A 12,851-nucleotide genomic window follows, 5' to 3' on the forward strand; every position below is an offset into this window, starting at 1 on the left:
GCCGGTAGCCCGGGTTGGGGACAGTGATCTCGATGTCGATGGCCCGGGTCTGTGGATTGGCGACAGGGCTGATGGTCGTCACCTTGGCGGTAAATACCTCATCGGGGTAGGCGGCCATTTTCAGTTGCACGGTCAGGCCAACGCGGACGAAACGGATCTTCAATTCGTCAACAGCCACAACCGCCTTGACCGTGTCGATATCCACGATGGCCATAATGGGAGTGGCGGGATTGACGCTGGCGCCGGGGTTGAGCATGATGCGCGAGACGGCCCCCTTGCCATCGCTCTTTATTTCATAAGGCTTGAAATCGTATCCGACTTCGTCACGGTTGATCACCGAAACCACGTCACCTTTTTTTACGGCGCTGCCCATCTGTACCAGGTTGCGCACAATCTTGCCGCTGACCTTGGGAAAGACCAGCACTTCAGTCTGAGCCTGGATGCTGCCCGAGGCGCGGACCATTTCCACGATCTCCCGCAGCCGGGGTTGAACGACGCGGACCGGGACGATTTTTTCCGGGACTTTCCGGTTCAGCGCTTCCTTCCTGGCCCGGATATTGACGCAGGCGCGATAGGACACCACGCCGATCAGCAGAACGGCGATGCACAGGGCGATGATTTTTTTCATGGCTTACTCCTGATAGATTTTCCGGCCGACGGTCCGGAACAAGCTGTAACGGTTCAAAATATAATTGACGGTGAACTGCAGGACGCTGAGGCGGGAATTGGCCAGGGCATTGTGCGCCTCGATCAGGTCGGTGGTCGAGATCAACCCCCTGGCGCTGCGCTCCTCGGCGATTTTCAACGCTTTCTGGGCATGACCCATTTTCACTTTTTCGATCGCCATTTTTTCTTCCAGGGTTCTCAGATCGGACGCCAGCTGGCGGATTTCGGCAGCGACGGCCTTTTCCTGGTCCTGGCGCTGCCGCCGCGCCATGTTCAGGCTGATCTCGGCCTGGGACACCTGGGCGCGGGTGCGAAAGCCGTCGAATAAGGGAAGCACCGCGGAGAGTGCCAACGTCCAATTGCCGCGCAGCTGGTCGACGCTGGGCAAAAAGCCGTTGCGAATTTCATACGTGAAGGCGGCCAGCAGGTTGGGCTTGTTGCCGGTCCTGGCCAGAGCCGCCTGGGTGGCCAGCAATGCTTCCTGATCGCGGAGCTGCTTGAACTCGACGCGGTTGGCCAAGGCCTCCTGCAGGAACTGCTGCTCGTCGACGGCCATAGGCTGGAAATCGAGCGGCTCGCCGACAACCAGATCCGCATCCAGCGGCCGGTTGGCGATGCGGTTGTAGGTCAGGATCAGTTTGCGCACCGAGTTGTTCAGGTCGGCCTTTTGCGAATCGATGGCGCTCATCTGCACCTGGATCAGCGAGAGGTCGAAATCGGAAGCCATGCCGGCTTCGAAACGGGCCTTGAGGATGTTCAGCTTCTGGGCGAAGAGTTCGCGGGTTTCGTCCAGGACCTTGACCGCCTCGCCGGCAAAAAGAAGATTGTAATAAATGGGGATCACCTGATAGGCCGTCATTTGGCGGACGGTTGCCGCCGCGTCTTCGGCCAAATCGAGGCCCAGCCGGCTTAGCTGCACGGCTTTCTGGCTCCGCCCCCAGTTGAACAGCTGCTGGCTGGCCACCAGGCGGAAACTGTAGTTGTTCGGCGAACTGAACTTGAAATGCATGACCTCGCCCCCCAGGTTGAAGTCGAATTCGCTGACCAGGCTGAGCCGCGAATAACCCGCCGTCAGGTTCACCTGGGGATAATAGAGGCTTTTGCTCTCGCTGATCTTCTGTTCGGCGCCGCTGACGGCTTCCTGAGCGATCTGGATGTTTTGGCTGTTGCGCACCGCCAGATTCACGAAACGCTGCAGGTCGAATCGTTCCTCGGCGCCGCCAAGCAACCAGGGAACAAAAACGAGCAGCCAGACGCATGTTTTCTGTATGGACATGGATTCACCTCGATTTGGCTTTGTTAGGCACGCGGGCATCGTTCTTCCGGCAGCTGAGCGAAATTTCGACCAGCGAACCCAGGGAATTCAGGAAGGACTCCCGCAAAGACACGGGCAGGGTGCCCAGATAGTCGTTCATGACGCGGACGAATGCCTGCTGGAAATTCTTGATCGTCGCCCGGCCGGCGGCGGTGACGGTCAGATTGGTCTTGCGCCGGTCGCGCTCGTTGCTGCAGCGCAACAACAGGCCGTCGCTGACCATACGGTCGAGCAGTTCGGAGAGGGTGTTTTTCTTATAGTGCACGCAATTGGAAAGATCGGTCAGGCAATGCGCCCCGCGCACAGCCATGGATTTTAGGATCATGTAACGGGCGATATTGGTCCGCCGGTCATGCCGGTCGGAACCCAGAAAGGCACCGCCGCTCAGCAGGTCGTGGAACATCGCACCCAGCTCGTTGAGGTGGGCGGCGATGAAAGGCAGGCGATCGATTTTATTCATGATACGAATATATCATGATGCGAAATAAAAAGCAAGATGTTTTTGTTAAGTTGCCGTTTCAGCCGGTTTTCAGCCGATCACGTCCTTCAGCTGCACCTCGGGATGGTGGTAGCGTTCGTAGGCCGGCGTTTTTTTGCCGTACTGGATCGCTTCCTGCGGGCACCACTGGATGCAGGCCAGGCACTGCTCGCAGCGATGCTGCCAGACGGGCTTTTCCGCCGTCAATACGATATTCTCCGCCGGGCAGACCTTGACGCAGATGCCGCAGGCGTTGCACTTGTCATCGCTCCAGAAATCCTTGTCCATTTTGGGGACCTGCTTGAAGGACAACTTGTAGATGGCGCTGAAAACGATCCGCTGCCACAGCGGGCCCCGCTCGATCAGGCCCGATCTCCGCCCGGTGAAAAAGTCCCCGGCCGCGGTGATTTTTTCCCGGGCCTGCCTGAACAACTCCTTCCGCCGCTCCTCCGGACCGGGCCCGCCCCAGGGGATGTAATTGCTGGGCAGGACAATGCTGAAGCCGGCGGCAAGCTTCGCCCCGCGCTTGGCCAGCACCCTGCTCAGCTGAATGAGCGTGCGCGAGACCTGGCCGGCGTTGACCGCCAGGGCGAAATAATACACATTGGGTTTCAGCGCCAGTTTTTTCAGGAAACGCAAAACCGGGCCCGGGACGCCCCACATGTGCACCGGGAAGACGAAACCCAGCGCCTCGGCGTCGCCGGACGTGAAAGCGTCCGCAGCCTTCATCGGCAGCAGCTTCGCGCCGCCCATCCGTTCAGCCAACAACCGCGCCGACCACAGCGAGTTTCCCGTTCCCGTATAATAAAAAATAACTGTTTGCATTTTTAACCTCGGTTGCGGTCATTTTAGAAGAAAATCCAGGAAAATTCAACGAACGACAGCACAAATCATCCGACGCCAAAGGGGAGGATCTGATTTGTCTGTCCCGCAGGGACAACCCTCTTTTCATCGGCCGCCCATTGGCGCCGATTTCGTTGTATAATGAAATAACCAGATGTTATTTAAAAGGAAAAGCATGAACACCGGTTACCTGTTCGACGAAATTTTTTTGCAACACCAACCCGGGGAAGACCACCCCGAATCGCCCCAGAGGCTCCTGGCCATCGACCAGGCGCTGCGGGCCATGCCCTTTTTCCCCGAGCTGATCCGCCTGCCCGTCAGGCAGGCCACGTTTAAAGAATTAAACCTTATCCATCACCAAAAATATGTGGAATTGGCCGAAAGGGAATGCGCGGCCGGCAGATCCAGCCTTTCCACCGGCGACAGCGATATTTGTCCGGAGAGTTTTCAAGTAGCCCTGAATGCGGCCGGAAGCGTTCTGGCCGCAGTTGATGCCGTGTTCGCTGGAACGATCGGCCGGGCTTTCTGCGCGGTGCGACCTCCCGGCCATCATGCCGGGCCCGAACGCGGCATGGGTTTTTGCCTGTTCAACAACGTCGCCCTGGCCGCCCGCTATGCCCAGAAAAAACATGGCGTAAAAAGGGTGTTGATCGCCGACTGGGATGTCCATCACGGCAACGGCACCCAGGATGTGTTCTACCGTGACGGTTCGGTGCTTTATTTCAGCACCCACCTTTTTCCCCATTACCCGGGAACCGGAGCAGCAACCGAGTGCGGCCTGGGAGCAGCGAAAGGACTGATCATCAACCGGCCGTTCCCGCATGGTGCCGGTAATCGGGAGATAGTCGGTGCCTTTCGCGATACGCTTCTCCCCGCCGCCCGCGCCTTTAAGCCCGATTTCACCCTGATCTCCGCCGGCTTCGATTCCCGCAAAAACGATCCCCTGGGCGGCTTCCGGGTGGATGACGACGGCTTCCGCGAACTGACCCGCATCATGCTGAACATCGCGGCGATCTCCGGAAAAGGCCGCCTGGTTTCGGTGCTGGAAGGGGGGTACGACCTGGCCGGGTTGGCCGCGGCCGTTTGCGCCCATCTGGATGAACTGCAGCACGGCGACTAGGGTCGCATTCCAAGCCAGCGCCGCAGAAAAAATGGGGCGCGGCCCCAGATAAAAATTAGATTCCGGCCAACTCCACCAACCAGGCCTTGACGAAAGCGTGGGCAGTGCTGGTGGCTTCCCGGCCGGCGCGGAAACAGATCTTCCATGCGGAGGGTTTCCGCTCGTAATCATCCCGTACGAAGACCATCTTCCCGTCGCGCGGCGTCAGCTGCGCCGAGAAATCGACGTCGGCGCTGATAGCCAGGAGATCGCTGAGACGCTTTTTTATCAGGACCCGGAAATCAGCGGGAAATTGCTCTTCCCAGTTTTTGAGCTCCTGTTCATAGCGCTGCTTGTCTTCGACGCACGCCGCTTCGGTCATCTGGCGCAGGAGCTCCCTTTGTTGCGGGTTCTTTTCCATCGCCTCCATCTGGGCGCGCATCTGCTGGATGGTCGTCTCCATGGTTTTCTTCATCTCGGCATCCATGCCGGCCATGCTTTTACGCGTTTCGGCGATCTGTTTTTCAAATTCGGCTCTTTGCCCCTTCAATGCCTCATCGGCGGAGGGGCGGATGGCCGGCGGCTTTGGCTTTTTGTTGCCGCGGAATTCCAGGTACGATTTCTTGAATTCATCGCCCTGGACATAGGCCTTGATCCAACCCAGTCCGGCCTGGACGATCGCCGCCCTGGCCGCGACCGGGAGAGCTTTAAAGGCCGCGATCGCTTCGTAGTTGTAGACGCTGCCGCTGGCCAGGGAAGCCATGATGCTTTCCTTGGCTGAGGCCGGATCCAGCCCCAGCTTCGCCAGGATGTCGGATCCGCTTTGCGCCGCGGCCATGCCGTTGCCGGCGATGAGCCAGGCGAGTCCCCAAAAAAGAATGCCCGCTTTTTGCCATTCGCTTTTTGTGCTTTTCATGAGCGCATTGTAAGCGAATCGGGGTTGAAGTCAATAGCGAGCGGCGCTTCGGGGGGAGGCCAATTTGCCCGGACAAAAAATTTGCGCTACAATAGCCGTCTACCGAGGTGAGTTCATGAGTTGGATTACGATCAAGGAAATTTTCGCCGACCCGGCGCGGCTGCTGGCAAGCGAGCTGGAAGTCCGCGGCTGGATCCGCACCCAGCGCACATCGAAAAATCTGGCTTTTATCGAACTGAACGACGGTTCCTGTTTTAAAAACCTGCAGATCGTCTACGACGACGAGCTGGCCAATTTCGGCGATGCGACCAAGTTCCCGCTCGGCTCGGCCCTGAAAGTCAGCGGCCGGCTGCTGCCCTCGCCGGCGGCCGGGCAGCCCTTCGAGCTGAAGGCCGAATCGATCGCAGCGATCGGCCTCGCCAGCCTGGAGTACCCGCTGCAGAAGAAACGCCATTCCTTCGAGTTCCTGCGCACCATCCCTCATCTGCGGCCGCGCACCAACACCTTCATGGCCGTGTTCAGGGTACGCAGCCTGCTGGCCTACGCCATCCACAAGTTTTTCTACGAGCGGGGCTTTGTCTACGTGCACACGCCGATCATCACCGCCAGCGACGCCGAGGGGGCGGGGCAGATGTTCCGCGTCACCACCCTGGACGCCAAGAACCCGCCGCGCGACGAGCGGGGGGAGATCGATTTTCATCAAGATTTCTTCGGCCGCGAGACCAACCTGACCGTCAGCGGCCAGCTGAACGTCGAGGGTTTCTGCCTGGCTTTCAACCGCGTTTATACCTTCGGCCCGACCTTCCGCGCCGAAAATTCCAACACCCAGCGCCACGCCTCCGAGTTCTGGATGATCGAGCCCGAAATCGCCTTCGCCGACCTGGCCGACGACATGCTCCTGGCCGAGGACATGCTGAAGTACGTCATCCGCTTCGTCCTGGAGAGTGCCCCTCAGGAAATGGAGTTTTTCAACCGCTTCATCGACACCAAGCTGCTACAGCGCCTGCAGCTGGTGCTCGACTCCAAGTTCGAGCACGTCAGCTACAGCCAGGCTATCCAGCTCCTGGAAAAAGCCGATACCACTTTCAACTACCCGGTCACATGGGGCAGCGATCTGCAAACCGAGCACGAGCGCTACCTGACAGAGAAAGTGTTCAAGAAACCGGTCTTCGTGACCGATTACCCCAAGACGATCAAGGCGTTTTACATGCGCGTCAACGACGACGGCCGCACCGTGGCCGCCATGGACCTGCTGGTGCCCGAGGTGGGCGAGATCATCGGCGGCAGCCAGCGCGAGGAGAGGCACGACGTGCTCAAGGCCAGGATCGCCGAGATGGGCCTCAAGGAGTCGGATTACCAGTGGTACCTGGACCTGCGCCGTTTCGGCGGCGCCCCGCACGCCGGTTTCGGCCTCGGCTTCGAGCGGGCGGTCATGTACCTGACCGGCATGGAAAACATCCGCGACGTCATCCCCTACCCGCGCACCCCCAACAGCGCGGAATTCTAATAAGCAAGGAGGAACCATGAAAAAGATCATTATTCCGCTGCTTTGCCTTTCCCTGTGCGGGCTGGTTGTCCCGTTGTCCGGGGCCGGGCCGAAGAACAAGGTCAAGTACGAGAAAAGATACGACGACCCGCTGCTCGAATCGCTGAAGCAGGAGCGGGAAAAGGAACAGGCGGCCCTCGACGAGGAAACGGCCAAGATCCGCAAGCGCCAGGCCGACGAGAAGGCCAAGGACAGGGAACAGGAGCTCAGCCTGCACTCGGACATGGCCGGCGTCTTCCCGCCGCCCTCCCCGGCCGCGTTCAAATCCGTCTTTCATTTCCCGCCGGTCGCCCAGTACAACACCAACACCTGCTGGAGCTTCGCCACCACCTCGTACTACGAGTCGGAGATCTTCCGCCTGAGCGGCAAGAAAATCAAGCTCTCCGAGATGTGGACCGTCTATTTCGAATACCTCGAGAAGGTCCGGCGATACGTTCGCGAACGCGGCGCCTCGCTGGTGGCCGAGGGGGGCGAGAGCAACGCCATCAACCGCATCTGGAAGGCCTACGGCATCGTCCCGGCCGAGGTGTATCCCGGCTATCCCGCCGGTCGCGACAAGCTGGACCACGCCCGGCTGATCGACGAGATCACCGCTTTCCTCGATTACGTCAAGGCCAACAACCTCTGGAACGAACAGGACGTGCTCAACCACGTCGCCATCATCCTGGACAAGTACATGGGAACGCCGCCGCAAACCTTCGTCTACAACGGCAAGGAGATGACGCCACTCGAATTCCTGAAGAACGAGACCGGGCTGGACATGGACAACTACCTCGACGTCATGTCGACCAGCTATTATCCGTTTTACACCTTCCAGGAATACGCCGTCCCCGACAACTGGTGGCACAGCAAGGAATACCTCAACGTCCCGCTCGACGTCTGGTACAACCTGATCATCAAGGCGATCAAAGCCGGCTACGGCGTCGGCATCGGCGGCGACGTCTCCGAGCCGGGCAAGCTGGGCTTCCAGGACGTCTGCTTCATCCCCAGCTTCGACATCCCAACCGAGTTCATCGATCAGGACGCGCGCGAATACCGCATCGACAACCACAGCAGCGAGGACGACCATGGCATCCACCTGGTTGGCTATACGCACACCAAGGGGCATGACTGGTTCCTGATCAAGGATTCGAACCGCTCTTCACGCTGGGGCAAGTTCAAGGGTTATTTCTTTTTCCGCGGCGACTACGTCAAGCTCAAGATGCTCACCTTCACCGTGCCCAAGAACCTGGTCAAGGACATCCTGGCCAAGGTGAAATAAAGGACAACCCTTTTTCCGGGAGGGCATCGCATGGACTGCTCGCCGCTGTGAAGGGCAAATTGTAGCCATTTCGGGCCGGCCGCTTCAGCCGTTGTTGTCGTAGACCTTGATGCGGCCGTACATGGAGAGAACGACGCGGCAGACTTTTTTCCCCAGCGCCAGTGTGATGGTGCACAGGGGCGACACAAAACCCAGCGGCGAGAAGACCGGCCGGCCGTTGGCGCCGATCGAAAGCTTTTCGCTCAAGGAGAAGCTGCGGAAAACCCGCCAGCCGTGGCCGTCGTCCATGCACAAGCGCAGGCAGCCGCGGGCCACCTCGGCCCGCACCGGACAATTTTCCTGGATGGCGGTGTAGCGGGCCGTGCTCAGGGCCGCGGTCACCGTGCGCAGGCCGGTGTGCATCTCCAAGCGCGCGAAAAACGAATGCAGGCCGGGAACCACGGCCGTGACCAGGAATGCGAACAGAAAAACCGTCACCAGCAATTCGACCACCGTCAGACCTTTTTTATTCATCATTTCCCTCCGCAATGTATTGGACGCAAAAATTCTGCAGGCACTGGAAGTGCTGCAAGCGGAAGCGGTCCGGAAAATCGAACCGGCCGGCGCGGGCCTCGACGCGCAGGATTCCCGAGTTCTGGATGTCGCCAGCGATGAGGCTGCCGGTTATTTTTGTTGATCCGCTGCCATGGACCAGGTTGCCGGCGGCCAGCAGATGGGCTTCGATGTCACGGCCGCTGCCGGCATCCGCGGCCAGGATGATGTCGGCATTGACCTCGTCGGCAGTGAAAAAATCCTGTTTACTGGTCATCAGCAGCAGGTTGGCAAACGTGCATGTTTGCAGGCCCAGGTTCTCGCCGCTCAGCCCCGAACTGACGGTCATCTGCCCAGACGCCAGGACCTGGATGCCGGCCCCGGCCGCGAAAGCCGCGTTCCCGGTTTGCGCGATCGCCCGGATGTTGCCGTGGACGAATATCTTTTCGGCGAAGCCGAACCCGGTCACCGCCTCCCTGCCGCTCCAGAGCACCGAATCGCGGCCGGGCAGGTAGCTGAGTTCGAGGGAGCTGCCGTTCTGCCTGAAAACAATCGACTGCCGTCCGTTGGCAGCGGCAAACTCGAGCCGCTGCAGGTCGCCTTCCACAAAAATCGCCTTCACTGAACCGGCGGCCAGTGCTAAATAAATTCCCGGCGGAATGGGGGCTGCCCCCGGCTCGAGGTTGAATTTTTCCCTGATCTGACGCCAATCGGGGAATTTTCCCTCCAGCTGCAGCGCCTCGGCCAGCAAGGGGCGGCAGTCGGCCGCGACCAGCGGGTTGCCGGGAAGGGGGACGACAGCAGCGGACCACTCGACCCCCTTGCCGGTCAGATAATCGGCTTGGGCGGCCGCCATTTCCCTGTTCACCAGCAGCGGTAGCTCGGAGAAGGGAATGTCCCCTTTAAGCAGGTCGACCGAAGCCTGGCCGAAGCAGGCCAGCCGGCTGTTTTCCCGGCCTGCCGACAAACGGTTGAAGATTCTGACTCTAACAAAACCGTTCCCCGGGGCCAGCGCCCGCCGGCTGAAACTGCTTTTAACCAGGACACCGCCAACGCGCGCATCGGGGAAATTGGCCTGGTTGAAAAAATCGTTTTCCGGGTCTGAGAATTGGTTCATGTCGCTGTTGTCCAGCTGCAACCGGTAGCGGTGCAGCTGCAGCAAAAGCGCCTGCTCCAGTCCGCCGGCAACCTGCCACTTGCTGCGCCGGGCGCCGATGATCTTGCTGTGCAGCAGCGAATGCGTCAGCAGGGCCAGGCCGGACAGCGACAGCAGGAGCGTGATCAGGACCGCGATGACGATGTTGCCGCGCCGCTTCATGGCTGCACCAGGTTGAGCAGGAAGATGTAGCCGCGGATCTGCTCTTTTTTGTTGACTTCGATGCGGTACAGGACCGAGTTGGCATCAGGAAAGAAGGTCACGTAAAAATCGCTGACCTCCTCCAGGAGCGGCTGGAAATTCCCCTTGTCGGACTTGCGCTTCAGGATGCGCTGGGCCGGATAGAACTTGTATTCCACTTTTTTCACCGCGATCACCGGGCTGTTGCCGGGAAAATCGCTGCGCAGTGAGTTTTTCAATACCAGGACGCCGCCGGACAAATCGGCGATCTCGTTGAATTCCCATTTCCCCTGCTCCAGGTTATAAACAAGGATGATCCTGTCCTTTTTGAAAAATTCGTTCCTGGTGATCTTCAGCGTCTGCTGGCCGGTCAGGGCATTTTCCAGGAGCGCTTCGTCGGCCAGCCCGTAAATGACCTTGAAGCTGCCCTGGGAGCTTTCAAAAGCCGGGATGTTGAAAAATTTGCCGGCCTCCTGCAGGCGCATGCCGCATTTGTTCAAGTCGGCCTTGATGGTGTCGACGGTATGAAATACCGCTTCCAGCCGTTCCTGGTTGCTGGTGATTTTCTTTGCCACCCGCCCGGTTTCCACGGCATGGGCGATGATCACCGTCAGGATCCCCAAACCCAGGGAAAGGGAGACGAGCATCTCCAAAACGCCAAAACCTTTAATCATTTTTCACCTCCTGGATCAGTCGTGATTTGAAAAAAAATAGCGGCAGGGAGCAATGCGCCCCGGTCGCAAGCAGATCGATCTTCTTCAACCCGGTCCCGGCCGGCACCACCCGCCAGGTGACGATGAACTCCCGGCCGGCCTGCCGGTGGCTGCCGTCGGCCAGATTGGGAGCGGAAAAAGGCAGGGAAGATAGATAATTCTTGTAGTAATCGCTGATGGCGAGCAGTCGAAAGCGCATGCCCGCCTGGCGCGCCTGGGCAAGAGCGAAGATCGTGATCCGGGCGCTGAACAGCACCGCCGCCAGCAGCAGGGCCAAGGCGACCAATGTTTCGATCAGGGTGAAGCCTTTGCGCATTTTTTCCTCCTGTAAAAAAACATTCATCTTCCATGCCAAGTGAAGGGAGCGGGCAAAAACCTCTGTGGACGGGTCTTTCCAGCCAGCCGCCCCTGAAACGGCAGTACAGGATTGTTTACAGAGCCGAAAAACATGTAACGATTTCTTTACTTCATTGGCAGCAGGGAAAATACAGACGAACTTGTTTTTAATCTTTGATATCGGCTCTATGCGTCAATTCACGCCAGCGTCGGCAACTTGGCAGCAAACCTGATTGTCCTGGGGCAGGAGGTCAACATGACAAAAACCAACAAAATTTTCACCCTGCTGGTCATCCTGGCGATGGCCGCAGCGTCCACGGTCTCTCTCGGCGCGGCTGAAAAACAGGCAGCCGCAGGCGGGGACAAGCTCGTCAACATCAACACGGCTGACGCCGCCCAGCTGATCGAGCTGCCGCGCGTCGGCCCCAAGCTGGCTCAGCGCATCCTGGATTACCGCAAAAGCAACGGCAACTTCAAGCGCGTCCAGGACCTGATGAAGGTCAAGGGCATCGGCGAAAAGGTCTTCGCCAAGTTGCAGCCGCTGATCACCATCTGACCCGGCCGGAGGGGGAGCCGCAAGGCCCCCCTCCGCCCCAAAGGAGGAAAACATGGAAGAAAAAATCAAGGAACTCAATTTGCTCTTGCTCTACCTGACCGGCTGGGAGGAAGACTCACGCAAAAACCCTGGCGAGAAAGTTTTCTGTACCTGGAACGGCTATAGTTTTAAAACACTGAACACGCTTCACGATGAAAAAATGATCGTCCAGATCAAGGACAAGAAACTGGTGATCGTAACCGAATTGGGCAAACAGCTGGCCGAAAAACTCAAAACCCAGTATCTACACTGATACCTTCTTTATCCCACTTGCTGGAGGCGCGGCAGCTCCGGGCCGCGCCTCTTTTTTTTGGGCCACCTCGTAGAGGTAAGTCCCTATGCCTGCCTTCACATCAACAACCATAAGGAGATCCAGGGCGGACACGGAGGTCCGCCCCTACGGAAAATGCAAAAGAAATTTGATATTCGCGGTCGGCGATCGATACGCCTGAAAGGTTGGGATTACTCCACCCCAAATTATTATTTTATTACCCTCTGTGTTCAGAATCGGGTAAATCTTTTCGGGAATATTATAGAAGGTAGAATAATCTTGACAGAAATTGGATCAATGGTCAAAGAAATATGGCTGGATATGCAAACAAAATATTCAGGGGTCACAGTGGATGAATTTGTGGTCATGCCCAATCATATTCACGGAATCCTCGGTCTGCATGTAGGGGCAGGCCCCCGTAGCACAAATCATCCACCGACTAACATAGGTGGATTTGATTTGTCTATCCCCAAAGGGGGTGCCTGCCCGTTTACATCAACGATCGAATTGGGGCAAGATGATCCAGGGCGGACACGGGGGTCCGCCCCTATGGGAAAATTTCTATCCTTATCGGACACGATCCGGCAATTCAAAACATGGACAACCAAGAAATATGCAGAGAACATGATTCGTTTCCATTGGCCGGAATTTTGCAAGCGCCTCTGGCAGCGGAATTATTTCGAACGCATCATACGTTGTGAAAAGGAATTGAAGCAAATCCGACAATATATATTAGACAATCCGGCAAATTGGCAAAATGATCATGAAAACCCAGGGGATAAATGATAGTTAAAAATTATCTTTAACGTAGCGACTGTCTTAAAAGTCAAGTACTTTTTGTAGATAGCAAGAGATGATTTCGCATCAGGGCATTCAGTCGGACAAGTAGTTTGCGCATCACAGCGGCAATGGCAACCTTTTTGGGTTTTCCGTTTTCGATAAGTC

At 57.8% G+C, this 12,851-nt stretch carries 15 protein-coding genes; 6 read left to right on the forward strand and 9 right to left on the reverse strand.

Annotated features, from left to right (window positions below; translation table 11 throughout):
• The 4 genes from NTW95_03485 to NTW95_03500 all read right to left on the reverse strand — a co-directional run.
• Positions 1–628, reverse strand: a 628-nt coding sequence (locus NTW95_03485) for an efflux RND transporter periplasmic adaptor subunit (GenBank protein ID MCX6556484.1), incomplete at its 3' end; no start/stop codon positions are given.
• 3 nt (positions 629–631) lie between these two features.
• Positions 632–1,942: a TolC family protein gene (locus NTW95_03490; protein ID MCX6556485.1), complete on the reverse strand. Its 1,311-nt coding sequence runs from the start codon at positions 1,940–1,942 to the stop codon at positions 632–634.
• Positions 1,943–1,946: 4 nt separating this feature from the next.
• A complete protein-coding gene (locus NTW95_03495) occupies positions 1,947–2,441 on the reverse strand; it encodes a MarR family transcriptional regulator (protein MCX6556486.1) in 495 nt (164 codons plus the stop codon).
• A 69-nt stretch (positions 2,442–2,510) separates the two neighbouring features.
• A complete protein-coding gene (locus NTW95_03500) occupies positions 2,511–3,284 on the reverse strand; it encodes an EFR1 family ferrodoxin (protein ID MCX6556487.1) in 774 nt (257 codons plus the stop codon).
• A 193-nt stretch (positions 3,285–3,477) separates the two neighbouring features.
• On the opposite strand from NTW95_03500, the gene NTW95_03505 reads away from it, so the two are divergent.
• Entirely contained in the window at positions 3,478–4,422 is a 945-nt protein-coding gene (locus tag NTW95_03505; protein ID MCX6556488.1) for a histone deacetylase, read from the forward strand.
• Positions 4,423–4,477: 55 nt separating this feature from the next.
• Here NTW95_03505 and NTW95_03510 read toward each other — a convergent pair whose 3' ends face one another.
• Positions 4,478–5,317 (reverse strand): hypothetical protein, encoded by an 840-nt coding sequence (locus NTW95_03510; protein ID MCX6556489.1) that lies wholly within the window; start codon positions 5,315–5,317, stop codon positions 4,478–4,480.
• A 115-nt stretch (positions 5,318–5,432) separates the two neighbouring features.
• Between NTW95_03510 and asnS the strand changes: the two genes are divergently transcribed.
• Positions 5,433–6,824 carry an asparagine--tRNA ligase gene (gene asnS / locus NTW95_03515; protein MCX6556490.1) on the forward strand — a complete coding sequence of 464 codons (1,392 nt, stop codon included), beginning with the start codon at positions 5,433–5,435 and terminating at the stop codon, positions 6,822–6,824.
• Positions 6,825–6,840: 16 nt separating this feature from the next.
• Complete coding sequence (locus NTW95_03520; GenBank protein MCX6556491.1) at positions 6,841–8,124, forward strand: peptidase C1; 1,284 nt, start codon at positions 6,841–6,843, stop codon at positions 8,122–8,124.
• 84 nt (positions 8,125–8,208) lie between these two features.
• Here NTW95_03520 and NTW95_03525 read toward each other — a convergent pair whose 3' ends face one another.
• The 4 genes from NTW95_03525 to NTW95_03540 are packed head-to-tail and all read right to left on the reverse strand — an operon-like array spanning position 8,209 to position 11,020.
• Entirely contained in the window at positions 8,209–8,637 is a 429-nt protein-coding gene (locus NTW95_03525) for a hypothetical protein (protein ID MCX6556492.1), read from the reverse strand.
• Complete coding sequence (locus NTW95_03530; protein ID MCX6556493.1) at positions 8,630–9,973, reverse strand: hypothetical protein; 1,344 nt, start codon at positions 9,971–9,973, stop codon at positions 8,630–8,632. The genes NTW95_03525 and NTW95_03530 overlap by 8 nt, the downstream gene beginning before the upstream one ends.
• Positions 9,970–10,665 carry a hypothetical protein gene (locus tag NTW95_03535; protein MCX6556494.1) on the reverse strand — a complete coding sequence of 232 codons (696 nt, stop codon included), beginning with the start codon at positions 10,663–10,665 and terminating at the stop codon, positions 9,970–9,972. Before NTW95_03535 ends, NTW95_03530 begins: the two co-directional genes overlap by 4 nt.
• Positions 10,658–11,020 (reverse strand): prepilin-type N-terminal cleavage/methylation domain-containing protein, encoded by a 363-nt coding sequence (locus tag NTW95_03540; protein ID MCX6556495.1) that lies wholly within the window; start codon positions 11,018–11,020, stop codon positions 10,658–10,660. Before NTW95_03540 ends, NTW95_03535 begins: the two co-directional genes overlap by 8 nt.
• A gap of 276 nt (positions 11,021–11,296) precedes the next feature.
• Here NTW95_03540 and NTW95_03545 point away from each other — a divergent pair, with 276 nt between their 5' ends.
• From NTW95_03545 to NTW95_03555, 3 genes are all read left to right on the forward strand, one after another.
• Positions 11,297–11,596, forward strand: a complete 300-nt coding sequence (locus NTW95_03545) for a ComEA family DNA-binding protein (protein MCX6556496.1) — start codon at positions 11,297–11,299, stop codon at positions 11,594–11,596.
• 52 nt (positions 11,597–11,648) lie between these two features.
• Complete coding sequence (locus NTW95_03550; GenBank protein ID MCX6556497.1) at positions 11,649–11,888, forward strand: DUF6429 family protein; 240 nt, start codon at positions 11,649–11,651, stop codon at positions 11,886–11,888.
• 153 nt (positions 11,889–12,041) lie between these two features.
• A complete protein-coding gene (locus NTW95_03555) occupies positions 12,042–12,692 on the forward strand; it encodes a transposase (GenBank protein MCX6556498.1) in 651 nt (216 codons plus the stop codon).
• The last annotated feature ends 159 nt before the right edge of the window (positions 12,693–12,851 follow it).

This window comes from Candidatus Aminicenantes bacterium (genome assembly GCA_026393795.1).
Taxonomy (GTDB): domain Bacteria; phylum Acidobacteriota; class Aminicenantia; order UBA2199; family UBA2199; genus UBA2199.